This is a genomic window from Mesorhizobium sp. Root102 (assembly GCF_001425625.1).
Taxonomy (GTDB): Bacteria; Pseudomonadota; Alphaproteobacteria; order Rhizobiales; family Rhizobiaceae; genus Mesorhizobium.
Genome location: NZ_LMCP01000015.1, coordinates 15693 through 42019 on the forward strand (window position 1 = coordinate 15693; position 26327 = coordinate 42019).

Annotated in this window: 29 protein-coding genes; 22 read left to right on the forward strand and 7 right to left on the reverse strand. The window is 62.1% G+C overall.

Features of this window, described 5'->3' with window-relative positions; translation table 11 throughout:
- The first annotated feature begins 1 nt into the window (after nt 1).
- From ASD12_RS15505 to ASD12_RS15525, 5 genes are all read left to right on the forward strand, one after another.
- Complete coding sequence (locus ASD12_RS15505) at nt 2-418, forward strand: hypothetical protein (RefSeq protein ID WP_082525457.1); 417 nt, start codon at nt 2-4, stop codon at nt 416-418.
- A gap of 127 nt (nt 419-545) precedes the next feature.
- Nucleotides 546-833, forward strand: coding sequence for an Asp-tRNA(Asn)/Glu-tRNA(Gln) amidotransferase subunit GatC (gene gatC / locus ASD12_RS15510; protein ID WP_056587510.1), 288 nt, complete (start codon nt 546-548; stop codon nt 831-833).
- A 7-nt stretch (nt 834-840) separates the two neighbouring features.
- The gene (locus tag ASD12_RS15515) at nt 841-1296 is read left to right on the forward strand and encodes a GNAT family N-acetyltransferase (protein ID WP_056587513.1); all 456 of its coding nucleotides are present in this window, start codon (nt 841-843) and stop codon (nt 1294-1296) included.
- On the forward strand, nt 1296-2861 hold the full coding sequence (locus ASD12_RS15520; RefSeq protein ID WP_056587517.1) for an amidase family protein: 1566 nt from the start codon (nt 1296-1298) through the stop codon (nt 2859-2861). The genes ASD12_RS15515 and ASD12_RS15520 overlap by 1 nt, the downstream gene beginning before the upstream one ends.
- A 29-nt stretch (nt 2862-2890) precedes the next feature.
- The gene (locus ASD12_RS15525) at nt 2891-3682 is read left to right on the forward strand and encodes a YdcF family protein (protein ID WP_056587521.1); all 792 of its coding nucleotides are present in this window, start codon (nt 2891-2893) and stop codon (nt 3680-3682) included.
- Here the strand turns inward: ASD12_RS15525 and ASD12_RS15530 are convergent.
- Nucleotides 3661-4374 (reverse strand): DUF599 domain-containing protein, encoded by a 714-nt coding sequence (locus ASD12_RS15530; protein ID WP_056587524.1) that lies wholly within the window; start codon nt 4372-4374, stop codon nt 3661-3663. The genes ASD12_RS15525 and ASD12_RS15530 overlap by 22 nt on opposite strands.
- A 179-nt stretch (nt 4375-4553) precedes the next feature.
- On the opposite strand from ASD12_RS15530, the gene ASD12_RS15535 reads away from it, so the two are divergent.
- The 4 genes from ASD12_RS15535 (at nt 4554) to ASD12_RS15550 (ending at nt 7990) form a co-directional block, all read left to right on the forward strand.
- Entirely contained in the window at nt 4554-5957 is a 1404-nt protein-coding gene (locus ASD12_RS15535; RefSeq protein ID WP_056587527.1) for an L-serine ammonia-lyase, read from the forward strand.
- A gap of 77 nt (nt 5958-6034) precedes the next feature.
- On the forward strand, nt 6035-6472 hold the full coding sequence (locus ASD12_RS15540) for a DUF1489 family protein (RefSeq protein ID WP_056587530.1): 438 nt from the start codon (nt 6035-6037) through the stop codon (nt 6470-6472).
- An 83-nt stretch (nt 6473-6555) separates the two neighbouring features.
- Nucleotides 6556-7287, forward strand: coding sequence for a hypothetical protein (locus tag ASD12_RS15545; protein WP_056587533.1), 732 nt, complete (start codon nt 6556-6558; stop codon nt 7285-7287).
- Between the two features lie 4 nt (nt 7288-7291).
- Complete coding sequence (locus ASD12_RS15550; protein ID WP_056587544.1) at nt 7292-7990, forward strand: DnaJ domain-containing protein; 699 nt, start codon at nt 7292-7294, stop codon at nt 7988-7990.
- A 46-nt stretch (nt 7991-8036) separates the two neighbouring features.
- Here ASD12_RS15550 and ASD12_RS15555 read toward each other — a convergent pair whose 3' ends face one another.
- On the reverse strand, nt 8037-9458 hold the full coding sequence (locus ASD12_RS15555; protein WP_056587547.1) for a D-alanyl-D-alanine carboxypeptidase: 1422 nt from the start codon (nt 9456-9458) through the stop codon (nt 8037-8039).
- Between the two features lie 283 nt (nt 9459-9741).
- Between ASD12_RS15555 and ASD12_RS15560 the strand changes: the two genes are divergently transcribed.
- The 4 genes from ASD12_RS15560 to ASD12_RS15575 all read left to right on the forward strand — a co-directional run bounded on the left by ASD12_RS15560 (nt 9742) and on the right by ASD12_RS15575 (nt 13861).
- Nucleotides 9742-10071: a phasin family protein gene (locus ASD12_RS15560; protein ID WP_056587548.1), complete on the forward strand. Its 330-nt coding sequence runs from the start codon at nt 9742-9744 to the stop codon at nt 10069-10071.
- A gap of 297 nt (nt 10072-10368) precedes the next feature.
- On the forward strand, nt 10369-10698 hold the full coding sequence (clpS, locus tag ASD12_RS15565) for an ATP-dependent Clp protease adapter ClpS (RefSeq protein ID WP_056587551.1): 330 nt from the start codon (nt 10369-10371) through the stop codon (nt 10696-10698).
- Between the two features lie 6 nt (nt 10699-10704).
- Entirely contained in the window at nt 10705-13170 is a 2466-nt protein-coding gene (gene clpA / locus ASD12_RS15570) for an ATP-dependent Clp protease ATP-binding subunit ClpA (protein WP_056587554.1), read from the forward strand.
- Between the two features lie 64 nt (nt 13171-13234).
- Nucleotides 13235-13861 (forward strand): chloramphenicol phosphotransferase, encoded by a 627-nt coding sequence (locus ASD12_RS15575; protein WP_056587556.1) that lies wholly within the window; start codon nt 13235-13237, stop codon nt 13859-13861.
- Between the two features lie 31 nt (nt 13862-13892).
- Here ASD12_RS15575 and ASD12_RS15580 read toward each other — a convergent pair whose 3' ends face one another.
- The 5 genes from ASD12_RS15580 to ASD12_RS15600 all read right to left on the reverse strand — a co-directional run bounded on the left by ASD12_RS15580 (nt 13893) and on the right by ASD12_RS15600 (nt 18260).
- Complete coding sequence (locus ASD12_RS15580; protein ID WP_244482859.1) at nt 13893-15047, reverse strand: phosphatase PAP2 family protein; 1155 nt, start codon at nt 15045-15047, stop codon at nt 13893-13895.
- A 203-nt stretch (nt 15048-15250) separates the two neighbouring features.
- Nucleotides 15251-15682 carry an HIT family protein gene (locus ASD12_RS15585; RefSeq protein WP_056587558.1) on the reverse strand — a complete coding sequence of 144 codons (432 nt, stop codon included), beginning with the start codon at nt 15680-15682 and terminating at the stop codon, nt 15251-15253.
- Between the two features lie 99 nt (nt 15683-15781).
- Complete coding sequence (locus ASD12_RS15590; protein WP_056587561.1) at nt 15782-16996, reverse strand: GNAT family N-acetyltransferase; 1215 nt, start codon at nt 16994-16996, stop codon at nt 15782-15784.
- 56 nt (nt 16997-17052) lie between these two features.
- Nucleotides 17053-17781: a glycerophosphodiester phosphodiesterase gene (locus ASD12_RS15595; RefSeq protein WP_056587564.1), complete on the reverse strand. Its 729-nt coding sequence runs from the start codon at nt 17779-17781 to the stop codon at nt 17053-17055.
- Between the two features lie 14 nt (nt 17782-17795).
- Nucleotides 17796-18260 carry a RidA family protein gene (locus tag ASD12_RS15600; RefSeq protein WP_056587567.1) on the reverse strand — a complete coding sequence of 155 codons (465 nt, stop codon included), beginning with the start codon at nt 18258-18260 and terminating at the stop codon, nt 17796-17798.
- A gap of 138 nt (nt 18261-18398) precedes the next feature.
- On the opposite strand from ASD12_RS15600, the gene ASD12_RS15605 reads away from it, so the two are divergent.
- From ASD12_RS15605 to ASD12_RS15645, 9 genes are all read left to right on the forward strand, one after another.
- Nucleotides 18399-19226, forward strand: a complete 828-nt coding sequence (locus ASD12_RS15605; protein ID WP_056587570.1) for a cell envelope integrity EipB family protein — start codon at nt 18399-18401, stop codon at nt 19224-19226.
- Between the two features lie 116 nt (nt 19227-19342).
- On the forward strand, nt 19343-20635 hold the full coding sequence (locus ASD12_RS15610; protein WP_056587574.1) for a hypothetical protein: 1293 nt from the start codon (nt 19343-19345) through the stop codon (nt 20633-20635).
- A gap of 60 nt (nt 20636-20695) precedes the next feature.
- Nucleotides 20696-20974: a DUF4031 domain-containing protein gene (locus ASD12_RS15615; protein WP_056587577.1), complete on the forward strand. Its 279-nt coding sequence runs from the start codon at nt 20696-20698 to the stop codon at nt 20972-20974.
- A gap of 203 nt (nt 20975-21177) precedes the next feature.
- On the forward strand, nt 21178-21966 hold the full coding sequence (rpsB, locus tag ASD12_RS15620) for a 30S ribosomal protein S2 (protein ID WP_023812937.1): 789 nt from the start codon (nt 21178-21180) through the stop codon (nt 21964-21966).
- Nucleotides 21967-22075: 109 nt separating this feature from the next.
- On the forward strand, nt 22076-22996 hold the full coding sequence (gene tsf, locus ASD12_RS15625) for a translation elongation factor Ts (RefSeq protein ID WP_056587579.1): 921 nt from the start codon (nt 22076-22078) through the stop codon (nt 22994-22996).
- A gap of 291 nt (nt 22997-23287) precedes the next feature.
- Nucleotides 23288-24010 carry a UMP kinase gene (gene pyrH, locus ASD12_RS15630; protein ID WP_082525466.1) on the forward strand — a complete coding sequence of 241 codons (723 nt, stop codon included), beginning with the start codon at nt 23288-23290 and terminating at the stop codon, nt 24008-24010.
- Nucleotides 24011-24120: 110 nt separating this feature from the next.
- The gene (gene frr, locus ASD12_RS15635; protein ID WP_027044549.1) at nt 24121-24675 is read left to right on the forward strand and encodes a ribosome recycling factor; all 555 of its coding nucleotides are present in this window, start codon (nt 24121-24123) and stop codon (nt 24673-24675) included.
- Nucleotides 24676-24709: 34 nt separating this feature from the next.
- Nucleotides 24710-25444: an isoprenyl transferase gene (locus ASD12_RS15640; RefSeq protein ID WP_082525458.1), complete on the forward strand. Its 735-nt coding sequence runs from the start codon at nt 24710-24712 to the stop codon at nt 25442-25444.
- Nucleotides 25441-26256 carry a phosphatidate cytidylyltransferase gene (locus ASD12_RS15645; RefSeq protein WP_056587584.1) on the forward strand — a complete coding sequence of 272 codons (816 nt, stop codon included), beginning with the start codon at nt 25441-25443 and terminating at the stop codon, nt 26254-26256. The genes ASD12_RS15640 and ASD12_RS15645 overlap by 4 nt, the downstream gene beginning before the upstream one ends.
- Nucleotides 26257-26327: the final 71 nt, after the last annotated feature.

Here is a 26327-nt window from a genome sequence, read left to right on the forward strand (position 1 = left end):
CATGGTGTTGGGGCGATCTCTTTGCGTGTCCATGTTTGTCGCGGTGTCACCCGCGCTCGCCGCGGATGATTTCATCGAGGGCGTCTACCTTCAGTCCGAGGAACTTTGCAAACAGGCCAAAAAGGACGCGCTGCAAACGCTGATCGATGCCGGCAACATCGTGCTTTCGGCGCACGGCCTGCAGAGCGTTGAATACAATTGCGAGTTTCTGCAGATCAGCAAGGCGACGGCTTCGCCGAGTTGGGCGGTGACGGCCATCTGCCAGGAACCGGGCTATGTCTTTCCCGATGTCCTCTCGGTGACGCAAATGAACTCGAAGCAAGTCGACCTCGTATCGGTCCGGCCGGTCGACGACGAAAGCGAAGCAAGCGGCAACAGTGGCAGCTACTATCTGTGCGAGGGCGTTGCCCTGCCATAGACACACCTTGTCCGTGGACCGATGGCCGAAGAGCCGGGCCGCCACGGCCTGGTCTCTCGCATGATGCATGTTGCGCACCGCGCGCGCCGCCGCTATAGCCCGAACTGGTTTTCCCCGAGGCAGAAATATGTCCGTAGATCTTCAAACAGTGAAGCGCGTCGCGCGTCTCGCCCGCATCGCGGTGAGCGAAGAAGATGCCGAACGCATGACCGGCGAGCTGAACGCCATTCTTGGCTTCGTCGAACAGCTGAACGAGGTCGATGTTTCCGGCGTCGAGCCGATGACGTCGGTGACGCCGATGGAGATGAAGAAGCGTAGGGATGTCGTCACCGACGGCGGCAAGGCGGCCGACATCGTCGCCAACGCACCGGCGACCGAAGAGAATTTCTTCCTCGTGCCGAAGGTCGTGGAGTAGCCGGCCGATGGCAATCGAGATCGCCATAGAAACGCCACTGCAGGACGATGTGCGCGGGCTGGTCAAGGAACTCAACGAGACCTTGCTCGAACTGACGCCGCCGGAGCATTGCTACCATTTGACGGTCGAGCAGATGGCCAGTGAGGATACGACCGTTTTCATCGCCCGCGATAATGGCCTGGCGATCGGCTGCGGCGCCCTGAAACGCCATGATGGCGCCGTCGGCGAGGTCAAGCGCATGTACACGCGGCCGTCGCATCGCGGGCAGAAGATCGGCGCGAAAATCGTCGAGCGGGTCGAGGCGCTGGCGCGCAATGAGGGGCTGAAGCGCCTGGTGCTGGAGACGGGCGACCGTCATCCCGCTGCGTGGACCGTCTATCAACGCGCCGGGTTCTCGCGCTGCGGCCCGGTGCTGGATTATCCCGATTCAGAGTGGTCGGTGTTTTACGAAAAGAGCCTTTGATGAGCGATCTGACCCAGCTGACAATTTCACGGGCCCGCGCAAAGCTGCGCGGAAAGGAAATCACCGCGACCGAGATCACCGAGGCCTATCTCTTGGCCATCGATCGCGCCAATCCCGCGCTCAATGCCTATGTCGCGGTGACCGGCGACAAGGCGCGCGACATGGCCAAGGCGTCCGACGCAAGGCTGGTCAAGGGCGAGGGCGGTGCGCTGGAAGGCATCCCGCTCGGCATCAAGGACCTGTTCGGCACCGAAGGCGTCCATACCCAGGCCTGCAGCCATGTGCTCGATGGTTTCAAGCCGCGCTACGAATCGACCGTTACATCAAATCTGTGGGCCGACGGCGCCGTCATGCTCGGCAAACTCAACATGGACGAGTTCGCCATGGGCTCGTCCAACGAGACGTCCTACTATGGCCCGGTCATCAATCCGTGGCGGCGTTCGCGCCTCGACACGGTGGTGATGCCAACGACGCATCAGGGCGACGGCGGCTTCGTCTCTGCCGGCGGCACCAGGACCGAGCGCAGCCTGGACAATGCGCAGCTGGTGCCGGGCGGTTCTTCCGGCGGTTCGGCAACCGCAGTCTCGGCCTTCCTGTGTGCTGGCGCGACCGCGACGGATACTGGCGGCTCGATCCGCCAGCCGGCCGCCTTCACCGGTACGGTCGGCATCAAGCCGACCTATGGCCGCTGCTCGCGCTGGGGCATCGTCGCCTTCGCCTCGTCGCTCGACCAGGCCGGACCGATCGCGCGCGACGTGCGCGATGCCGCGATCCTGTTGAAATCGATGGCGTCCGTCGATCCCAAGGACACGACGTCGGTCGACCGGCCGGTGCCGGACTATGAGGCGGTGATCGGCAAGCCTATCAAGGGCATGAAGGTCGGCATTCCCAGGGAATACCGCGTCGACGGCATGCCCGAAGAGATCGAGGCGCTGTGGCAGAAGGGCATTGCCTGGCTGAAGGACGCCGGCGCCGAGATCGTCGACATTTCCCTGCCGCATACCAAATACGCGCTGCCCGCTTATTACATCGTGGCGCCCGCAGAGGCTTCGTCCAACCTCGCCCGCTATGATGGCGTCCGCTACGGATTGCGCGTGCCGGGCAAGGATATCGTCGACATGTATGAGAAGACCCGCGCCGCCGGTTTCGGCCGCGAGGTCAAGCGCCGCATCATGATCGGCACCTATGTGCTGTCGGCCGGCTATTATGACGCCTACTATCTGCAGGCGCAGAAAGTGCGCAATCTGATCAAGCGGGATTTCGAGACTGTCTTCGCCGCCGGCGTCGATGTCATCCTGACCCCGGCAACGCCGTCCGCCGCCTTCGGCATCGCCGACGAGGACATGGCCGCCGATCCGGTCAAGATGTACCTCAACGATATCTTCACGGTCACCGTGAACATGGCCGGCCTGCCGGGCATCGCTGTGCCCGCTGGGCTCGACTCAAAGGGCCTGCCGCTCGGGCTGCAGCTGATCGGCCGGCCGTTCGATGAGGAAACCCTGTTCCAGACCGCTGCCGTCATCGAGCAGGCCGCCGGCACATTTCAGCCGGAAAAATGGTGGTAAGGATGCCGCTCGTCCGAGGGGGGTGAGCGATGTTCTTCTATCTTTCCAAGATCTTCTGGTTCTTCATCCAGCCGCTCAACCTGGCGATCTTCCTGCTGCTGGCGGGACTGCTCTCGGCCCTGATCGGCCGCCGGCGGCTGGCGGTCACCGGCAGCGCGCTGGCATTTCTGATCCTTGCGCTGTCAGCCTGGACGTCGCTTGGCGCGACGATGCTCAATCCACTCGAAGAGCGTTTTCCCAAGCCGCCGTTGCCGCAGAAGGTCGACGGCATCGTCGTGCTCGGCGGCGGCTTCGAGGGCGCCATCAATCTGGTGCGCGGCGGCTATGAGCTGAACAGCGGCGGCGATCGGATGGTCGAGACGGCGATTCTGGCCCGGCGCTTTTCCACCGCCAAGGTCGTCGTCTCCGGCGGCACCGGCGAGTTGTTTCTCGAAGGCGAGGGTGACGCCGCCACCGCGCCTCGTCTGCTCACCGCGCTTGGCATAACGACCGATCGTCTGATCCTCGAGAACAAATCCCGCAACACCTATGAGAATGCCGTCTTCACCAAGGAACTGGTAACGCCCAAGCCCGGCGAGACCTGGCTGCTGGTGACCTCGGCCTTCCATATGCCGCGCGCCAAGGCACTGTTCGACAAGGCCGGCTTCGCGACTGTTCCCTGGCCCGTCGACTATCGCACCTCGGGACGGGAAGGCATCGGCCTGTTCCGCGACAATCCAGCCGATTCGCTGCAGGCCACCACCACGGCCATCCGCGAATGGATCGGTTTGATCGCCTACTGGCTGTCAGGGCGGATCGATCAGCCTTTTCCTGGAGGCTGACCGATCACCGCCTGTCTGGCGGCCGAGAAGAATTGGCGCCGCACCAGCACCGCCAGCAGCAACAGCGTCGACAACACGAACACCATGGGGTCGACGAACCAGCCGAGATAACCGATCGAGAAGAACACGCCGCGCAGGCCGGAGTTGAAGTGCTTTCCGGCCAGCATGTTCATCTGTGCCGCGCGCCACACCGCCGTTTCGGTGACCGGATTGCGCGACGCTTCGCCATGCGGGATCGGCACGGCGCCGATCAGGATCGTGCAATAGTTGAACAGCCGGTAAGCCCAGCCGAATTTGAAGAACGAAAACGCCAGGATCAGCACCAGCCCGAACACCTTTATCTGGAAGGCCGCGCGCGACGGCGCGCCGCCCAGGGGCAGGTCGCTCAGCACTTCAAGAACCCGGTCGGACGCGCCGAGCAGGGCAAAGCAGCCGCCGATCGCGATCAGGGAGCTGGAGGCGAAGAAGGCGGTGCCTTGCTGCAGGCCGCTCATGATGGCGGTGTCGACGATGCGGATCTCGCGCTCGGCCATGGTCCGCATCCAGGCTTGCCGCTGTGCATTCATCGCCGTCGTCAGCGACACGCGGCTGATCAGCTTGCCGTCGGAGGCGAACGTGTGCAGCAGCCACGCGACGAGGAAGAAAGCCAGCGCCGCGAGATCGGCTGTCGAAAGATCGAGGGAATCGCCCATGGCCCGAATTTATCACATTCAGCGCGATCGCTTCGATATCCGCATACAGCGGTCGGCACCAATGTCGCTGCCGGAGCAAACAAGGTCGGCGGGTGCAGCGCCGCGATTTCCAAAAGAGCGGAAACATCCTGGGAATTCCTATATGTAGTCCTCGACCTGACTCCAGGAGACAACGCCGCGTGTTCCTTTCGGTTTTCGACCTGTTCAAGATCGGCATCGGACCCTCGAGCTCTCATACGATGGGGCCGATGACCGCCGCTGCGCGGTTTCTCGACGAGGTCGCGGGAAATGATTGGCCGCGGCCGGCCGGCGTCAAGGTCGATCGGCTCGGCGCCAGCCTGCACGGTTCGCTCGCCTACACCGGCATCGGCCACGGCAGCGATCGTGCGGTCGTGCTCGGCCTTGCAGGTCTGACGCCGCAGACGGTCGATCCCGACCAGGCCGATGGCATTGCCGGCCGCATCACCGCCGAAAAGCGCATTTCGCCGCCCGGCCATCCCTCCTATCGCTTCGATCCGGCCACCGATCTGGTGCTGGACCGCAAGACGCCGCTCACCGGTCACGCGAACGGCATGGCGTTCTATGCCTATGACGCTGGCGGCCGCCTGCTGCTCAAGCGCATCTATTATTCGATCGGCGGTGGCTTCGTGGTTTCGGAAGAAGAGCTGCAGCGGATGAAGGCCAAAGGATCGGTGACATCAGAAGGCAAGAAAGTTCCTTATCCCTTCAGGAACGCGGTCGAGATGCTGGCCATGGCCGGCAAAAGCGGCCTTTCCATCGCCGACATGAAACGCGTCAACGAGGAGACGCAGATGTCGCGCGAGGAGCTTGACGCCGGCCTCGACGGCATCTGGAGCGCCATGAAGGGCTGCATCGACCGTGGCCTGTCGCAGGACGGCATCATGCCGGGCGGGCTGAAGGTGCGCCGGCGGGCGCGCATGCTGCATGACAAGCTGCAGGAGCAATGGCAGCGGAACAAGCCCAATCCCTTGCTCGCCAACGACTGGCTGTCGATCTACGCCATGGCGGTGAACGAGGAGAATGCGGCCGGCGGGCGCGTCGTCACCGCGCCGACCAATGGCGCTGCCGGCACGCTGCCGGCGGTGCTGCGCTACTGGCTGCACTTCCATCCCGAGGCCGACCAGCCGAGCATCCGCGATTTCCTGCTGACGGCCGCCGCCGTCGGCGGCATCATCAAGAGCAATGCCTCGATCTCGGGCGCCGAGGTCGGCTGCCAGGGTGAGGTAGGGTCGGCGTCGGCGATGGCCGCGGCTGGCCTGTGCGCCGTCATGGGCGGTACGCCCGAGCAGGTCGAGAATGCCGCCGAGATCGCGCTCGAACATCATCTCGGCATGACCTGTGATCCGGTTGGCGGGCTGGTGCAAGTGCCATGCATCGAGCGCAATGCGCTGGGAGCGGTCAAGGCAGTGACGGCCGCGTCGCTGGCCATCAAGGGCGACGGCATCCATTTCGTGCCGCTCGACGCGGCGATCGAGACCATGCGCCAGACCGGCCTCGACATGAACGAGAAGTACAAGGAAACCAGCCTTGGCGGGCTAGCCGTCAATGTCGTGGAGTGCTGAGAGCTGGCCTAAACTGCCACTGTGGAGAAGTCGATCAGGCCGTTGACGCGTCCGCGTGCCGGACTAAACCTCAAGCGATGTCTCTCAATCTCATAAAACTCTGTGTCGGCTGCGACAGCGTCGAAGATCTCGAAGAGTGGATTGCCTTCCGCCTCGACGAGCGGCGGCGCGCCGGTGAGCCGGTCGAGCAGTATCACACCACCCGCATGATGCCGACGCGCGGCGCCGAGGTTACCGATGGCGGTTCGCTTTACTGGGTAATCAAGGGTAACGTGCAGTGCCGCCAGCTGATCACCGAGATCCGGCCGTTCACCGATGGTGAAGGCATCGGCCGCTGCCACCTGATTCTCGACCCCGAGGTTGTTCGAACCGACTGGCAGCCGCGCCGGGCTTTTCAGGGCTGGCGCTATCTGAAGCCGGCGGACGCGCCGCTCGATCTTGGCAAGGGCAAGGCCGGGCTGATCGAGATGCCGCCGAAACTCAGGCGCGAGCTTGCCGATCTCGGCCTGCTCTGACCCCAGGTGGCATCACCGTCTGGCCCTTTGTGCCGCCCGATGTGGGGCTTGCAAGCGATGTGGCAACGCCACATCTTGTTTTTATGAGCGACAAGAAGCAGCCCGTGCCTGCGAGGGCCAATCCTGCGCCGATCAAGCCTCAATCCAACGCCGGCGAGATCGACGCCTTCATTCGTCAGGCGAAGACACTTGCCGCGTCGGCGACCGGTTCGGGCAGGCTGATCCTTGCGCTCGACGCGACGATGAGCCGCCAGCCGACCTGGGATCTGGCCTGCACGCTGCAAGGCCAGATGTTCGACGCCGTCGGCAAGGCTGGAACCCTCAGCGTGCAACTGGTTTATTTTCGCGGTCTCGGCGAGTGCCGTTCGTCCGCTTTCGTGAGCGACACCAATGCCTTGAAGCAGCTGATGACGCGGATCGAATGCCGTAGCGGCCACACCCAGATCGGCAAGGTGCTGGCGCATGCGCTGAAACAGACGGCGGCCGCCAAGGTCAATGCGCTGGTCTATATCGGCGATGCGGTGGAAGAGGATATCGACGATCTGGCCGAAAAGGCCGGCAGCCTCGGCCTGCATGGCGTTCCTGTCTTCGTCTTTCAGGAGGGCCATGATTCCAGCGCAGAAAAGGCGTTCAAGGAGGTTGCGCGGCTGTCCAAAGGGGCTTGGTTCCGATTCGATCGGCAGGCTGCCGCGACCCTGGCAGGACTGCTTTCAGCCGTCGCCGTGTTTGCGACCGGCGGGTTGAAGGCACTCGAAGCCAGGGCCAGGCCGGAAGACCGGCTGATGATCGAGCATCTGCGGGGCAGCGGAAAATAAAATAATGGGCGCAATCATCGGTTTTGTAGCGTTGCTTCTGCTGCTTCTCGGCGCGGCGACGATCTTTCTGCGCGCCGAGCCAGCGAAATTGGCGAGCACGATGCGAACGCTTGGGCCGGCGCTTCTGGCACTTGTCGGCGTCGCCGTGCTTGTGGTTGGCCGTGAAGGCATCGGCGGCATGATCCTCACCGCGGCACTTGCCTGGTATGGTTCCATGCGCATGAAACGCCAGCCAACCGGGGTGGCACCGGGAAAGCGTTCGACGGTGCGCACCGCGGCATTGGAAATGGAGCTTGATCACGATACCGGCGGCCTCGAAGGACTGGTCCTGGCGGGCCGCCACGAAGGCAAGATGCTTGGCGCGATGGGGCTGGCGGAGTTGCAGCATCTCTACCGGGAACTTTCCGGAGATCCGGAGAGCCGGCAGTTGCTAGAGACGTATCTTGACGGCAGATTTCCCGTCTGGCGCAAAAACACTGAGACGAACGGTGGCGAAGGGCTGGGTGTTGCGCCAGGTCCGGGCGCCATGACTAAGGAGGAGGCCTACAAGGTCCTTGGTCTTGAAGCGGGGGCCGCCGCGGCGGATGTCCGCAAGGCGCACCGCCGCCTGATGCAGCGCCTGCACCCCGATATCGGCGGCACGTCTTTCCTGGCGGCGCGGATTAACGAAGCCAAGGACGTCTTGCTCTCCAATCACAACTAGTCTCCTTCGATGCAGAACTTTTCCGGGAGATGACTTCCACGCCGTCCTATTGCTGGACGGCGTAGCACTCGATGTTCTTCTTCTTCAAAGCGGTGCAGGCCTTCCAGGCCGCGGTCTTCGAACCAAAGCCGCCGAAGCGGGCGCGGTAGTAGGTGACGCCATCCTTGTCGAAGGCGACGGTGAAGCCGGACGCATTGGCCAGCACCTTGGGTGCGTGCTTGGTGGTCTTGTCGAGGAAGGCCTGGGCTTCGGACTGCTTTGGCGACGAGGCAACCTGGATAGCCCAGCCCGACGGCACCGACGCCGTGTTGACCGGGTCGACGGCCGCCGGCGTTGGCTCGGCATAGGCAGCGACGACCTGGGCAGTGGCAATTTGAGGGGCCGACACGATGACGGTCTTGACCTTCCTGGTCTTGACGACGGGCGCTGTCTCCTCGACCGCGGCCGTTGTCTGCTCGTCGGTAGCGTCCGTAGCTGTTGGATCGTCGTTGGACGCCATGGCATCGTCTTCGACCATCGGCTTGTCGTCCGGCGTCGGCGCGTCGTGCTTGGGCAGCAACACCTTGGCAAGCGCGGTGATCGGATTGTTGCCGCTGGCCTTGGCCACCAGGTCGCCGCCGCCGCGGGTCGATGCCCTCGGCAAATAGGTGTTGATCAAGTTGGCCATCTGGTTGTCGCGGCTGCCGCCCGAGGTGCCACCCATGACCACGCCGACGATGCGGCGATTGCCGTCGGAAACCGACGAGACGAGGTTGAAGCCGGAGGCGCGGGTGTAGCCGGTCTTGATGCCGTCGACGCCCTTGATGCGTCCGAGCAGGCGGTTGTGGCCGTTAATGCGCTGGCGCCCGTAAAGAAAGGAGCGCTGCGAGAAATAGCCGTAATACTGTGGGAAGTGCTCCCTCAGCGCGATGCCGAGCGTCGCCATGTCGCGCGCGGTGGTGAACTGGCCGGGGTCGGGCAGGCCATTGGCGTTGCGAAACACGGTGCCGTTCATGCCCAGCGCACGCGCCTTGGCGGTCATCATGCGGGCAAAGGTTGTTTCATTGCCGCCGAGCAATTCGCCGAGCGCGGTTGCCGAGTCGTTTGCCGATTTGGTAACCATCGACAGGATCGCGGTCTCGACCGTAACCGAACCGCCTGCCTTCACGCCGAGCTTTGTCGGCGGCTCGGCCGCGGCATGGGCCGAAAACACAACCTGCGAGTTCCTGCTGATCTTGCCCTTCGCCAGCGCCTCGAAGGTCAGATAGAGCGTCATCATCTTGGTCAGCGAGGCCGGGTAGCGCCTGCCGTTGGCATCCGCGGAGTAGAGCACCTTGCCAGTCTTGGCATCCACGACAATGGCTGCCTGCTTGGCAGCCAGTGACGAGGCAACGTCGCCACAAACGAAAGCCATCGCCATGGCGATGATCATCATCGTCTTGAGAGGGGAGGTGGATTTGGAAACGATGCCCAACAACGCCTTACGCACTGATACTTCCCTTGGATTCTTCGTTGCGCTGGAGGCGGCAAAGGGTCCTGCCTCGCTTCCGGCCAAGCTACTGGGGCAGCGTTACCAATCCGTTTATGGTAACCGCCGCGTTCACCATTTTCTTCGGGCTTGAAGCTCTCTTTATTCGATTTTTAGCCATTGGGTGCGCAGGCGGGTCCGCACGCCAGTGAAATATTGACTTTTGTGCGTCGCACAATTATTATCTTGCATTGCACAAGGGCGCCCTGAAGAAGGACGCCTCAACCGTCAAGGGAATCGTGAAATGACCCAGACCTATGAGGACTTCAGCAAATACGGCAAAGAGTTCGCCGACACCGGATTGAAGAGCTTTGCGTCGCTCTCCAAGGGCGCGCAGGCTATCGCGACCGAGGCTGGCGAATACACCAAGAAGAGTTTTGAAGCCGGCAGCGCCACTGTGGAGAAGCTGTTTTCGGCCAAGTCGCTGGAAAAGGCGATCGAGATCCAGTCGGATTATGCCAAGCAGTCCTACGAGGCGTTCGTCGCCGAGGCCACCAAGATTGGCGACCTCTATGCCGAACTCGCCAAGGAAGCCTACAAGCCGTTCGAATCGATCGTTGCCAAGGCGAAGTAATTCCGCCCGGGCGGAGTCATTTCGCCTGACGCGACCCAAATCCGGCCCTTTGGGACCGGGACAAAGCCCGGCTGCGGAAACGCGGCCGGGTTTTTTCATGCCGATTGCCGTTCCAGGGCCTCGCGCGCCTTCACGATTGCGAAAATCGTCCAAGTTTGGCCACCTAGCCATATTGTCAGCTAAACAGAAGGGCTTAAAATCGTCCATCGAACACCTACATGTCGAACTCGCATGGGGATTCGAAAGAGGCAGGAATACGTGACGATCGGTTTGACTGCCACGAGACACGTGGTGCGGATGCAAAACGGCGACGGCAACGGCAATGAAGCCGGCCGTGGGACGGCCGTCATCACGCGGACCAAAACCAAAACCAAGAAGCCCAGTCTTTATCGGGTCCTCATCCTCAACGACGACTACACGCCCATGGAGTTCGTGGTTCACGTGCTGGAGCGTTTTTTCCAGAAGGACCGCGAAGCCGCCACACGCATCATGCTTCATGTTCACAATCATGGAGTGGGCGAGTGCGGGGTCTATACATTCGAGGTGGCCGAGACCAAAGTGTCCCAGGTCATGGATTTCGCCCGACAGAATCAGCATCCGCTGCAATGCGTGATGGAGAAGAAGTGAGGTAACATGCCGGCTTTCTCCCAAGGCCTGGAAAAGGCGCTTCACCAGGCGCTGACGCTCGCCAATGAGCGGCACCATGAATACGCAACCCTTGAACATCTGCTGCTCGCACTCATCGACGACACCGAGGCGGCCGCCGTCATGCGCGCCTGCAATGTCGATCTCGATGAGCTGAAGCACACGGTGCTCACCTATATCGACACCGAGCTCGACAACCTCGTCACCGGTTACGACGAGGACTCCAAGCCGACGGCCGGGTTCCAGCGTGTCATCCAGCGCGCGGTGATCCATGTGCAGTCGTCTGGCCGCGAGGAAGTGTCGGGCGCCAACGTGCTCGTCGCCATCTTCGCCGAGCGCGAGAGCCATGCGGCCTATTTCCTGCAGGAACAGCAGATGACCCGCTACGATGCGGTCAACTACATCTCGCACGGCATTGCCAAGCGTCCGGGCGCGTCGGAGACACGCTCGCCGCGCGGCGCCGATGACGAGCAGGGCGGCCAGAACGGCGCCGAGCCACAAGAGGAAGGCGGCAAGAAGAAGCAGCAGGATGCGCTGACCGCTTATTGCGTCAACCTCAACAACAAGGCCAAGGCCGGCAAGATCGATCCGCTGATCGGCCGCGAATCCGAGATCAACCGCACCATCCAGGTGCTGTGCCGCCGCTCCAAGAACAACCCGCTCTATGTCGGCGATCCCGGCGTCGGCAAGACGGCGATCGCCGAGGGTCTGGCCAAGCGCATCGTCGAGGGCGACGTTCCCGAAGTGCTGCACAATGCCACCATCTTCGCGCTCGACATGGGCACGCTGCTTGCCGGCACGCGCTATCGCGGCGACTTCGAGGAGCGGCTGAAGCAGGTCGTCAAGGAGCTTGAGGACTATCCAGGTGCCGTGCTGTTCATCGACGAGATCCACACGGTGATCGGGGCAGGGGCCACATCGGGCGGCGCCATGGACGCGTCCAACCTGTTGAAGCCGGCCTTGTCGTCGGGTGCGATCCGCTGCATCGGCTCGACCACCTACAAGGAATTCCGCCAGTTCTTCGAGAAGGACCGTGCCTTGGTGCGGCGCTTCCAGAAGATCGACGTCAATGAGCCGACCATCGAGGACGCCATCGAGATCATGAAGGGCCTGAAGCCCTATTATGAGGAGTTCCACAAGGTGAAGTTCACCAATGAGGCGATCAAGGCCTCGGTGGAGCTGTCGGCACGCTACATCAACGACCGCAAGCTGCCGGACAAGGCGATCGACGTGATCGACGAGACCGGCGCCTCGCAGATGCTGGTGCCGGAAGCCAAGCGCAAGAAGACGATCGGCATCAAGGAGATCGAGGCGACGATCGCAACCATGGCCCGCATCCCGCCGAAGACGGTTTCGGCCGACGACGAGAAGGTGCTGCAAGGCCTCGATATCGAGTTGAAGCGCGTCGTCTATGGTCAGGACACCGCCATCAGCGCGCTGACATCGGCGATCAAGCTGGCACGTGCCGGACTGCGCGAACCGGAGAAGCCGATCGGCTCCTACCTGTTCTCCGGGCCGACCGGTGTCGGCAAGACCGAAGTGGCCAAGCAGTTGGCCGCCTCACTCGGCGTCGAACTGATCCGCTTCGACATGTCGGAGTATATGGAACGCCACACCGTGTCGCGGCTGATCGGTGCTCCTCCCGGCTATGTCGGCTTCGATCAGGGCGGTCTTTTGACCGACGGCGTCGACCAGCATCCGCATTGCGTGCTGTTGCTGGACGAAGTCGAGAAGGCCCATCCGGACCTGTTCAACATCCTGTTGCAGGTGATGGACCACGGCAAGCTGACGGACCACAACGGCAAGCAGATCGACTTCCGCAACGTGATCCTGATCATGACCACCAATGCGGGTGCGTCGGATGCGCAGCGCGCGGCGATCGGCTTCGGCTCGACCAAGCGCGAAGGCGACGATGTCGAGGCGATCAACCGGCTGTTCACGCCGGAGTTCCGCAACCGTCTCGATGCGATCATCCCGTTCGGCTCGCTGCCGGTGCCAGTCATCCATCAGGTGGTGCAGAAGTTCGTCATGCAACTCGAAGCCCAGCTTTCCGAGCGTGGCGTCACCTTCGACCTGTCGGCGGATGCGATCGCCTGGCTCGCCGACAAGGGCTATGACGAGCGCATGGGAGCGCGGCCGCTCGGCCGGGTCATCCAGGAGCACATCAAGAAGCCGTTGGCCGACGAGGTGCTGTTCGGCAAGCTCAAGAAGGGCGGTACGGTGCGTGTCACCGTCGAGAAGAAGGAAACCGGCGAGACTGGCCTGAAGCTCGAATCGCTCGCCGACGAGGCGCCGGTCAAGCCGAAGAAGGAAGAGCCGGAAGAAGCCCCGAAGCCCAGAAAGGCCGTGGCGAAGAAGCCCGTGGCCAAGAAGCTGGTGGCGCAGAAGCCCGAGGCCAAGGGCAAGGACGGCGGCAAGCGCAGCCTCGTGCCGCAACTGCCACGAAAGAACTGAGCCTTACGAAAGTCGAAAAAGCCCCGGAAACGGGGCTTTTTTTCATTGGAACATGAGGTGACGCATGGCCGGCCAGATCATCATCCTGAACGGCGCGCCGCGATCGGGAAAATCAAGCGTCGCCAAGGCTATTCAGGAGGGCTTCGATGGTGTCTGGATCAATCTCGGTGTCGACGTTTACGAGCAGGCCACGCCGGCGCGCTATCGGTCTGGAATAGGATTGCGGCCCGGCGGCGAGCGTCCGGACCTCGAGGGCCTCGTGCCGCAACTCTACGCCGCGCTCTACGAATCGATAGCCGCCCACAGCCGGCTGGAACTGAATGTCGTGGCGGATGTCGGCCACCACGATGCCTATTCGAGACCCCTCAACTGCCTCGTCGATTGCGCCCGCCGGCTCGCTGGCCTGCCGGTGCTGCTTGTCGGCGTTCGCTGCCCGATCGAAATCATCATGGAGAGGCGTGCGGCCAGCCCGGCGGACAAGGGATATGTGACCGGCTCGCCTGATGATCCCACGCCATTGCCCGTGCGTCTGTGGCAGGAAGAGGTGCACCGGCCAGGCGTTTACGATCTCGAAGTCGACACCTCGCTTCTGGGTCCTGAGCAATGCGCGGATACGATCCGCCAGCAGCTGGAGCAGGGCATCGCCCGGCTGAGCGCAATCGAGCAACTGGCTCAAACCTCCGCCGACTAGAACCGTTTTCCAGTTGTCGGCGATTGCGGCGTCAGCTTTGCAGGGCCGCCGGTGTCTTTTCGGCGTTCTGCAACAGCACGTCGGGCTTTTCCATCCCGCCCGTGTGGGCGTCGAAACGGATCAGGAAATACCCACACGCCTTCCAGATCGCGATTGCTATGAGCGCGCCCGCATAGCCGTCCAGGGCATAATGCCAGCCAAGCACGACCGAGCTAACCATGATGACACCGGCAAATGCCCACATAAGAAGACCAGCCAACTGGGAACGGCGCGTTGCGTAGAGAGAGAAAAGCACCGCCATCGCCACATGCATGGACGGGAAGGCGGATATGCCGATGCTGCCGTCGGTCACGCCGGTATAGCCGTTCCACAGCATGTCCTGCGTGCTGAGCGCCCAGATCGGATAGATGCGATCGGCGGCGGCGAGGGCTTGCATGAGGGGATGAAAGTCGCTGCCGAGCCCAAGCCGCTCGTAAAAGCATGGTCCTGCCGACGACACCCCCATCGCCAGCAAAAAGCCGCCTAGCGTCCATACCAGCATGAAGCTCAGCAGGAACTGGTGACGAAGCTTCGTATCGTTGCGTGTGATGCACGCGGTGAAAACCGTGGTGATGAGCACGATGAACCAGAAATTGTAGGCGATGTTGAGCATTCTCACTGCAAGTGGCGACTGGACGATGAACCATAGCCATTCGTCCGGGGCTCGACCGAAGTGCAGTATTCGATCGGCGTGGGCCAGTGCCTTGTCCCATGCAAATGGGGAAAGGATCGCGATGGCTCCCTTCAACACGCCGAAGGCGGATATGAAGGCAAGACTCGCGGCCAGGCCGTTCAGGCTGTTGGCAGTGCGTTCGGCGTCGCCAAAGAAGCTGCCCAGCGATCGGAGGAAGGTTCCGAGGGGCTCGGTATCCCGCTTGACCAGCGCAAGATGGAAAAACATCCCAAGTGCAAAGACGGAGCCGCAAATCCAGAAGGCGATGAAAAGATACTGAGCGTATTCCTCTAGTGCCCCGAAATCGGGCATGTTTCCCGTATGCCACCCGACCGCGCTTGCCAGAATCAGCGCAGCGGCAGCCATGGCCTGAAGCAGCCGGTGTCGCCAAAAGGCATCCGCCAGGGTGCCAAGAAAAGCACGCCCGACAATTGCCCTCGTCAAGGGGGTCGACGCCGCAACCGAATTTTCCATGGTTTGAAACCCCAGCTCGTCACGCTTTAGCGTTTTACCGTGAGATGGTTCGATATTTCCTAATCAGACGACTAGAGTTGCAAACTGTTGAATCCGCGCTGCAGGCGACCGGCTGGGCACTAGAAAAATCGTCTTCTGGAACCGAACGGCGCTTGTCGGTTCGATACCCTCGACCGTCCAGCACGTCGGCGGACTCTCGCTCTTCAATTTCCGAGCGCAGTGCGGATCTTTTCGGCGTTGCCGGCCAGAATCTCCGGCTTCTCCATCCCGCCTGTGTGCGGCTTCAGGGGAATGTCGTCGAACCGCGGGATGACATGCACATGCAGATGATAGACGGTCTGCCCCGATGCCGGTTCATTGAACTGCATGACGGTGACGCCGTCGGCGCCGAAGGCCTCTTTCACCGCCAGCGCCACTTTCTGAACGACGGTGAAAAGCGGCCCGAATGTTGACGGGTCGGCGTCGAGCAGGTTGCGCGACGGCGCCTTCGGAACCACGAGCGTATGGCCCGGGCCCTGCGGCATCACATCCATGAAGGCTATGACCGCTTCGTCCTCGTAGACGCGGTGCGAAGGAATTTCGCCGCGCAGGATCTTTGCGAAAATGTTGTCGGTGTCATAGGCGGCCTCAGCCATGGCGAACGCTCCGGATTGTGCCTTTCGTGTAGCGAAGCCGTGGAAAGTCGGCAAGACGATCGGGCGAAGTCGACCCTGCTCATCAGGGCAGCCCTGTTGCTATTCCTCCAGATCCTTGCGGAACGGGGTGTGCTCTTCCAGATATTCGCTCATCCGCTCCACCTCGTGACGCTCGCGCCTGAGATAGTCGGCGACGGCGTTGCGCAGGCCGGGATGCGCGATGTAGTGCGCGGAATGCATGATCACCGGCCGGTAGCCACGCGCCAGCTTGTGCTCGCCCTGCGCGCCCGCCTCGACCACCTTCAGCTTGCGTTCGATGGCGAAGTCGATCGCCTGGTGGTAGCAAACCTCGAAATGCAGGAAGGGATGATCCTCAATACAGCCCCAGTTGCGGCCATAGAGTGCGTCGGAGCCGATGAAATTGATGGCGCCGGCGATGTAGCGCCCGTTGCGCCTGGCCATCACCAGCAGGATGTCATCGGCCATGCGCTCGCCGATCAGCGAGAAGAACTGGCGGTTGAGATAGGGCCGGCCCCATTTGCGGCTGCCGGTGTCCATGTAGAAGGCAAAGAAATCGTCCCAGGCCTTTTCGGTGAGGTCCTTGCCGGTCAGCCAGTCGATCGTAATGCCGTCGGCAAGCGCCTCGCGCCTTTCCTTCTTCATCGCCTTGCGCTTGCGCGAGGCAAGGGTAGCGAGGAAGTCGTCATAGGTTGAAAAGCTTTCGTTGAAGAAATGGAATTGCTGGTCGGTGCGGTGCAGGAAACCTGCCGCTTCAAGCACCTCCACGTCGCTCTCCTGCGCGAAGGTGACATGCGCGGAAGAGACGCCGAGTTTTTGCGTGACCGCTTTCAGGCCTGCCGCCAAACCGGCCTTGACGGTGACGATATCCTCGCCCTTGGTGACCAGCAGGCGAGGGCCGGTGACCGGGGAGAACGGCACAGCACTTTGCAGCTTTGGATAGTAGCGGCCACCGGCACGCTCGTACGCATCCGACCAGCCATGGTCGAATACATATTCGCCCTGGCTGTGCGATTTGAGATAACAGGGCACCGCACCCAGCAATCTGCCTTGCCCATCCTCCAGCCTGAGGTGGTGGCCCTGCCAACCGGTGCGCCGCACGGCGCATCCGGAATCCTCAAGTGCGCTCAGAAAAGCGAAGGAAACCAAAGGATTGTAATTGGTTTCTGCATCGCCGCGCGCAGTTCCGGCAAAGCTGTTCCATTCCTCTGGGGTGAAAGCGCCGATGCCAGCGGCGACGCGGATCGAATAATCCGCATTCGCTGTCTGGCCATCACCCTCGTCGCCTTGATCCATGAAGCTTATTTAAGCTCCGTCCGGCTTGGTACAAGTCACGTTTCAGACACTCGACTTCAGGCGACTTTGACCAGATCGGGTTCAAAACCCTCGAACGTCATCTGATCGGCATATTTGAAGGTCAGGTCGACCGCGGGCTGGTCATGCACGGTCCAGGTGATAACCGGCATTTTCAGCTTTTCCCGCACGAAGCTGACGAAACGGTTCGGCAGGTCGCCGGCGGCGTAGGAGGTGAAGGCGATCTCGTGCGCAAGCATGGCGAAATGCGCCTCGATCAGCTTGACGTCCTTGCCGTAGGCGGTCAGTCCACCTGGAATGCCTGGCGCGTCTTTCGGAAAATCGCGGACCAGCCAGTGGTCGAACGACATGATCGCCGCCTTGCCCTTGTAGCGCTTGAGCATCTTGCCGACGCTCGCTACCAGGCCTTCGTCATAGCCGGGCACGCCCTTCAGTTCGACGACCAGTGGTACGCGGCCGTCGATCAGGGCGAGCGCTTCCTCCAGAGTCGGCACATAGTCCGCCGAGCCACCGATCCTGAGCGTCGCCAGTTCCGCCGCGGTGCGCTGCCAGACGAAGCCGTCCTGGCCGGTCAGGCGCTTGAGATCGCCGTCATGGATGATGACCGGAACGCGGTCGGACGACAGATGCACGTCGCATTCGATGGCATAGCCGCGCTCGGCTGCCGCCGCAAAGGCGGAAAGCGTGTTTTCCCAGCGCGTCTTGTTCATGTCGTGGAAGCCGCGATGGGCGACGGGCCGGGCCGTCAGCCAGGATAGGTCGGTCATATCTGTCCCCTGGCTCATTCGATTTCGAAGACGGCTTCGATTTCCACTGCGGCATTAAGCGGCAGGCAGGCCGTGCCGACGGCGGAGCGAGCATGCTTGCCGCGCTCGCCAAGGGCCGCGACCAGGAAATCGGAAGCGCCATTGGCAACCAGATGCTGTTCGACAAATTCGGGTGTGGAGGCGACGAAAACGGTGATTTTCACCAGACGGCGGATCTTCTCGAGGTCGCCGAGCGCTGCCTTGGCCTGCGCCAGGATGTTGATCGCGCAGTATTTTGCCGCGTCCCTACCGCCTGCCGTGTCTACATCGCGGCCAAGCAGTCCGCTGGCCTGCAGCTTGCCTTCCTTGAGCGGCAATTGCCCGGCGGTGAACAGCAGGTTGCCGGTCCTGCAATAGGGCACGTAGTTGGCGGCGGGCGCGGCGGCGACAGGAAGCGCCACGCCCAGATCGCTTAGCCGCTTTTCGATTGTTTCACTCATGGTATTTCCCTATTGCTTGGTGACGCCGCGCGGGCCGGGCCGAAATTGCTATTTTTGCCTCGCTTCCGCCACGACTTTTTTTAAGCTGGACCATCTTTCCCTGCGGCCTGCCACCAGCCGCGACGATCGGAGTACCTCATGCGCGCAACGCGCCTCGCATTCCATGCCGTCCTGTTGTCGGGGGTCTTCTCGATAGGCCCTGCCTTGGCCGTGCCGGCGCTGCAAGCCCATCGCGCCGTCTACGACCTTACCCTCAAGAAGGCGTCCGATCAGTCCGGCATCACAGGCATATCCGGCCGCATGGTCTATGAGTTCAACGGCTCTGCCTGCGAAGGCTATACGGTCAAATTCCGCTTCGTCACCCAGATCGTCACTGCCGACAACACGAAACTGACCGACCAGCAGACGACCACTTTCGAGGACGCCGAAGGCAAGACCTTTTCATTCGTGACGAAATCCTTCGTCGACCAGAACCTCGACAAGGAGGTCAAGGGTGTCGCCACAAAAGGGACCAAGGGCCTGAAGGTCGATATCGACAAGCCTGAAAAGAGCAGCGTCGAGCTGGCGACCACCCAATTCCCGACCCAGCATCTGGTCGAACTGATCGGCAAGGCCGAAAAGGGCGAGAATTTCTACGAAACCAACCTGTTCGACGGTTCCGAAGACGCCAACAAGGTGATGACCACCACTGTCGTCGTCGGCAAGAAAACCGATTCCGATAAGGCCGACCCTGAGGCTCCGGCACTGGCGAACCTCGCCACCGACAAATACTGGCCGGTCGACATCGCCTATTTCGGCGACACCGACAAGACAGGCGAAGAGGTGCCGGAATACCGCATCAGCTTCAAGCTGCATGAGAATGGCATCACCCGAGACCTCGTCATGGACTATGGCGACTTCTCGATGACCGGCAAGCTGGTCAACCTGACGCTATTCGACCAGACGAAAGCCTGCCCGACCAAATAGGGTTTTATCCGGCCGGTTCATTAACCACGACACGGCGTGGTCGTGGGGAACGACTTGAACGCGCCGCAATCGTCTCTCAACCTCTTCCCCGGCGTCAAGGCGCAAGGGGGAGCAACTTGAGCAAGATCGATGTCTTCGTGGCGCCGCGGCCCAACCCGGCACTGATCAGAGCCATGACATCCGTTAACCGGATCGTCATGCTGCACGGCATCCCCGGATTTCGTGATCTGTTGCCGTTCAACCGCCTGGCCGGTCTGCGCGGCGTCGCCAATGTCCGTCACATCGACTTTCCCGACCTCGAGCGGCTGAAGGCCAGTTGCGGGGCAGGGAAGGCGACCTTCATCACACCCAACCATCCCGAGTTCTTCACCGACTGGATGATCGACAAGGAGATCGTGTCGCAGGTCAGCCCGCTCACTGCCTCCTGGGCGACGAATGGTGTCGTCAACGGTCTTGGCCGGCTGATGCAGAAATTCTGGCTGGCCAACAATCTGATCGCCCAGATCCCCGGCAACAGCGGGGCAGCCAAGGAACACTCCATCGCCTGGGCCTTGAAGGGCCATGGCGTGCTGCTGCATCCAGAAGGCGGCGTCGGCTGGCACGGCAATATCGTTGCGCCGTTGCTGCCGGGTGCCGTCGAGATGGGGCTTGAGGCCCTCAAGCGCGGTCGGGCCACGGATCCCGATTTCAAGGTCTGGATCGCGCCAGTCGTCTGGAAGCTTGCCTTCACCAGGAATGTCGAAGCGGCGCTGGCGAAGGAGTGCGCCTATGTCGAGAAAAGCTTGAAAATAGAACGCCACGCGACCGACACGCTGCCGCAGCGTATCCACCATATCTATTCGGCGCTGCTGACCCGCGACGAAGCCGCCTGCGGCATGCCGTCCGACGATGGCGCGACCTATGCCGAGCGCCAGCAGGCGTTGGTCACCGAGCTCGGCCGCCGGCTCGGCGAAAGCATTTCAGCCGACGCCGCGGGCACCGACACCACCGATCTTCTGCGGCGGGCGCGTCGCTGGCAGCGCGAAAACACCGGCGACGCCGAAGGGCAAAAGCAGGTCCGCATGCTTGCCGATACGGTCCAGAGGCTGCATCGCGTTGGGGGCTGGGCTTCGGCCAACCCGCGCATCACCCAAGAGGAGATCGCCGAACACCTGAAGCGGATCCGCAACGACTATTGCCGGGGCGGACTGCGTGACACGATGAACCGGTTCATTCCACAGCCGGCCGGACCGCGTTGCGCCCACATCCGGCTACCCGATCCACTCGGCCTGCATGAGTATACGGGCTCGATCGACGACGCGGTTGCCGAGTTGCACCGTCGCATGCAGGACACCGTCACCAGCACAGTGATCGAGCTTGCAGCCAAAGGCAGCTTCATTTTCTATCCGAATCCATTCTATCGTCACTGACATCCGGACGGGCCATGTGGTCGACTATCGTGACGGATGGAAGGGCGGACAGCAAGCTTCATGGCAGTCTATGTCGACGCTGCGATCTGGAACTGGGCCGGCCATCGCTGGTGCCATCTGCTGGCCGACGACACCGCCGAACTGCATCGCTTCGCTGCAGAACTGGCTGTCAAGCGTTCATCGTACCAGGGGCCGCCCAAGACATCGGCGCCGCATTATGACATAACCGGCTTCGAGCGCGACCGCGCGGTGCGGCTCGGCGCAATCGAATGCAGCCGCGAGGAGATCGTCACGGTCTTCCGGCGGGTTCGGGTGCCGAACGGGAAGATAAAGCGCTGACGGCAGGGCGCGGATCGTCGCACGCCGCACCACAGATCCCGCGCCGCTTGCGTTTGTCGCGCATCCCCTCTATATGCGCGCTCATTCCACACACGGACTTTGGTGTCTGCCCGGGAGAAATCCGGCTGAAACCTCCGGTGGCGTTCGAGGACAAAGTCCAAAAATGCCTGTGTCCGTGGAGGCTAACCGGAAAGGAACTTTGAATGGCACTGCCTGATTTCAGCATGCGCCAGCTTTTGGAAGCTGGCATTCACTTTGGCCACCAGACCCACCGCTGGAACCCGAAGATGGCGCCCTACATCTATGGCGCCCGCAACAACATCCACATTATCGACCTGTCGCAGACGGTGCCTTTGCTGCACCAGGCGCTGAAGCAGGTTTCCGACACCGTCGCCAAGGGCGGTCGCGTGCTGTTCGTCGGCACCAAGCGCCAGGCGTCCGACATCGTCGCCGATGCGGCACAGCGTTCGGCCCAGTACTATGTCAACTCGCGTTGGCTCGGCGGCATGCTGACCAACTGGAAGACGATCTCGAACTCGATCCAGCGGCTGCGCAAGCTCGACGAGATGCTGGCCGGCGAGGCCCAGGGCCTGACCAAGAAGGAGCGCCTCAACCTCGACCGCGAGCGCGAGAAGCTCGACAAGGCGCTGGGCGGCATCAAGGACATGGGCTCGACGCCCGACCTGATGTTCGTCATCGACACCAACAAGGAAGCGATCGCCATCCTTGAGGCCAAGCGTCTCGGCATTCCGGTCGTCGCCATCATCGATTCCAACTGCGATCCGGACAAGATCGACTTCCCGATCCCCGGCAACGACGACGCGGCCCGCGCCATCCAGCTCTATTGCGACCTGATCGCCAAGGCTGCGATCGACGGAATCGCCCGTCAGCAGGGCGCGCTCGGCGTCGACATCGGCGCTTCGGTCGAAGCTCCGGTCGAGCCGGCCCTCGATCCGGCTCCGGCCCCGGCGTCGGAAGCCCCCGAAGCTTGACAATCGAAGGCCGGTTGCGGCCTTCATCTTTCTCATATTTTGGCACGCTAAACAGACGCACCATCGAATACCGATGGTGCGTCGGTGCATTTAAAACAAAGAGGCGACAATGAGCATTTCGGCTGCACAGGTCAAAGAACTCCGCGACTTGACCGGCGCGGGCATGATGGATTGCAAGGCGGCGTTGACCGAGACCAACGGCAACATGGAAGAGGCCGTCGACTGGCTGCGCAAGAAGGGTATTTCCAAGGCCGACAAGAAAGCTGGCCGCACCGCGGCTGAAGGTCTGATCGGCGTTGACAACGGGGTGCGCGAGGCTGCCGTCGTAGAAGTCAATTCCGAGACTGACTTCGTTGCCCGCAATGCCGCGTTTCAGGAAATCGTCGCCAACGTTGCCAAGGTTGCTCTGGCCTATGGTACGACAGACGCTGTGGCTGCCGCAAAGTATCCGGGTTCGGACAAGTCGGTTGCCGACACCATCAAGGACGCTGTCGGCACCATTGGCGAGAACATGGGCTTCCGCCGCTCTGCCAAGCTGACTGTTCCACACGGCGCAGTCGCTACCTACGTCCACAACGCGGTTGCCGATGGCCTTGGCAAGCTCGGCGTGCTGGTCGCGATCGAGACTACGGGCAATGAGCATGCTGCCAACGCCTTTGGCCGTCAGGTCGCCATGCATGTTGCCGCCACCAACCCGATGGCGCTGACCGCAGAGCAGATCGATCCGGCCGCGGTCGAACGCGAGAAGGCGATCTTCTCCGACCAGGCGCGCCAGTCCGGCAAGCCGGAAGCCATCATCGAGAAGATGGTCGAAGGCCGTCTGCGCAAGTTCTACGAAGAGGTCGTGCTCCTGAAGCAGGCCTTCGTGCTCAATCCCGACATCACCGTCGAGAAGGCGCTGAAGGATGCCGAGAAGGACATCGGCGCGCCGGCCAAGATCAGCGCTTACCTGCGCTTTGCGCTGGGCGAGGGCATCGAGAAGGAAGAGACCGATTTCGCCGCGGAAGTCGCGGCCGCGGTCAAGAAGTAAGCCGCCAACCGGCTTTTCGGCTCAGGCAACTCGGCCGGGCGCTCGCAAGGGTGTCCGGCCGATTTCTTGTGCGATGTCGACAAAGACGCGCAGCTTCGGCGCCATGGACGCTGGACCTGCTCATGGAAGGTGCTTTTGCCGGCGTAAGTTGACAAAAGGCGATAGAATTCCGGGTAGGGCGCCGCGTGACATCGCGGCGCCCTTCGTGTATCGGAACGCCATTGTTTCGAAGCGGCGCCTGCGCGAGGGTTGCCACCCGGAACGCGCCACATGCAAAATGACGAGGCCCAGATGACGGTGAAGCCCCTCTACCGACGTGTCTTGTTGAAAGCGTCGGGCGAAGCATTGATGGGCGAACAGCATTTCGGCATCGACGTCTCGGTGGTGGATCGCATCGCCGCCGATATTGCCGAGGCTCGCGCGCTGGGCATCGAGGTCGGCGTCGTCATCGGCGGCGGCAACATCTTTCGCGGCGTGGCCGTTGCCTCCAAGGGCGGCGACCGTGTCACCGGCGACCACATGGGCATGCTTGCCACGGTGATCAATTCGCTGGCGCTGCGCACGTCATTGAACAAGATCGGTGTCGACGCCGTGGTGCTTTCGGCGATCGCAATGCCCGAACTTTGCGAGAGCTTTTCGCAGCGCCAGGCGACCGCCTACATGAACCAGGGCAAGGTGGTGATCTTTGCCGGCGGCACCGGCAATCCGTTCTTCACCACTGATTCGGCCGCCGCACTTCGCGCGGCTGAAATCGGCGCCGACGCGCTGTTCAAGGGCACTCAGGTCGACGGCGTCTACTCGGCGGACCCGAAGAAGGACCCGAATGCGACGCGTTTCGAGCGCATCAGCCATGGCGAAGTCATAAATCGCGGCCTTTCCATCATGGATACGGCAGCGATTGCACTTGCGCGCGAAAACAACATTCCGATAATCGTCTATTCGATCCACGAAAAAGGTGGTTTCGGCGATATTCTGAGGGGCGGCGGCCGCTGCACGGTCGTCGCGGACGATTGATCCAGGGCCTGATCCCGAAGAAGGGGAAGCCGGCTTTCGAAAATCAGGCTCGAATACGGGGCCTTGCCCCGAAGCAGTGAACCCGCGTTAGACGGGTCGAGGAGATAAAGATGAGTGGTGAGTACGACGATCTCAAGCGGCGCATGGATGGGGCGATCGCCGCGTTCAAGCATGATCTGGCTTCGCTGCGGACCGGTCGCGCCTCCAGCAATCTGCTCGATGCGATCCAGGTGCAGGCCTATGGCACCAGCATGCCGATCAATCAGGTCGCCAACGTCTCCGTGCCGGAGCCGCGCATGATTTCGGTATCGGTCTGGGACAAGTCGATGGTCGGCGCGGTCGACCGCGCCATCCGCGAATCCAATCTGGGTTTCAATCCGATCGTCGACGGCACCAACCTCAGGATTCCACTGCCTGAACTCAACGAGCAGCGCCGCAAGGAACTGGTCAAGATCTCGCACACCTACGCCGAGAATGCCCGGGTCGCCGCGCGCCATGTGCGCCGCGACGGCATGGACTTCCTGAAGAAGGCGGAGAAGGACGGCGACATCAGCGAGGACGATCAGCGCAAGCGCTCGGACCAGGTCCAGAAACTCACAGACGAAACGATCAGCACCATCGACCACCTGCTTTCCGATAAGGAAGCTGAAATCATGCAGGTTTAGGGTCTTGGCCAGCGGCTGACCCGAAAGCGAGAACATGGCAACGCCCGCGCATGTCGCGATCATCATGGACGGAAACGGACGCTGGGCCAAGGCGCGCGGCATGCCTCGTCTTGCTGGCCATCGTGCCGGGGTCGAGGCGCTGCGCAAGACGGTGCGAGCAGCACCCGGGCTCGGCATCTCCTACCTGACCGTCTACGCTTTCTCGTCGGAAAACTGGTCGCGGCCGAAGTCCGAGGTCAGCGACCTGATGGGCCTTCTGAAAATGTTCATCCGCCGCGATCTCGCCGAACTGCACCAGAGCGGCGTGCGGGTCAGGATTATCGGCGACAGGGCAGGGCTGCAGTCCGACATCAGGGGCCTGCTCGACGAGGCCGAATCGCTGACCGCCGCAAATGAATCACTGACGCTGGTGATCGCCTTCAACTATGGCGGACGCGACGAGATCGTGCGCACGGCGCGCAAGCTTGCCGCAGCCGTGGCGCGTGGCGAACTCGACAGCGAGGCGATATCAGCCGAAAGCTTTGCCGGCGCTCTCGACACGCAAGGCATTCCCGATCCGGAACTGGTCATCCGCACCAGTGGCGAACTCCGGCTGTCGAACTTCCTTCTGTGGCAGGCCGCCTATAGCGAGCTGGTCTTCCTGCCTTGCTACTGGCCCGACTTCAGCCGCGAGCACCTTGCCGAGGCCTTGCGCGAATTTGCCAGCCGCGAACGCCGTTTTGGCGGACTTGGGGCCCAGGACGTTGCTTCGCGACCGGCCGCGGGATGAGCAACCTCCAACTTCGGGTCATTTCGGCTGTCGTGCTTGCCACCATCACCCTTGGCTTGACCTGGTTTGGCGGCTTGCCGTTCCGGCTGCTGTGCGCCGTCATGGTGGCGGCGATCTTCTATGAATGGACCCGCATGTCGCGCCCGACAGAGGCCGCTGGCCTGGGTTTCCTGCCGGAAGCGTTGCTGCTTGTCTTCATTGGCGCCTTGATCTGCGGCCTGGCCGCCTCGTGGCTGCTGCCGTTTGTCGTGGTCATGGTTGCCGCAACGGCGATTGCCGCCTCGGTTCGCAAGACCGAACAATGGGATGCGAGCGGCCTTGCCTATGCGGCGGTCTCAGGCCTGTCGCTCGCCTTGCTGCGCGATGGCGACCGTTCAGGCCTCATTGCCATCCTGTTCCTGTTCGCGGTCGTCTGGGCCACCGATATCTTTGCCTATTTCGTTGGCCGTGCCGTTGGGGGTCCGAAACTGGCGCCGTCGATTTCGCCCGGCAAGACACGCAGCGGCGCGCTCGGTGGCGCTGCCGGCGGTGTCGTTGCCGGGCTGATCCTCGCGGCCGCCGCCGGTGTCGGCAATCTGGCGTTGCTTGGCCTGGTGGCGCTAGTGCTGTCGATTGTCTCCCAAGCCGGCGACCTGTTTGAATCCTGGGTCAAGCGCCGCCACGGCCGCAAGGATTCGGGTGCGCTCATCCCGGGCCATGGCGGCGTCATGGATCGTGTCGACGGGCTTGTCGCCGCGGCTTTCGCCCTATACGTCATCGGTTGGATTTCGGCGACCGCCGACAATCCGGCGCAGGGGCTGTTTCCCGTTTGAGTGGTGCCATTTCAGGGTCCTGTGCGCGGCGCGCCTTGGATTCGCCCGGATTGGTGTCACAGTCACGGTGC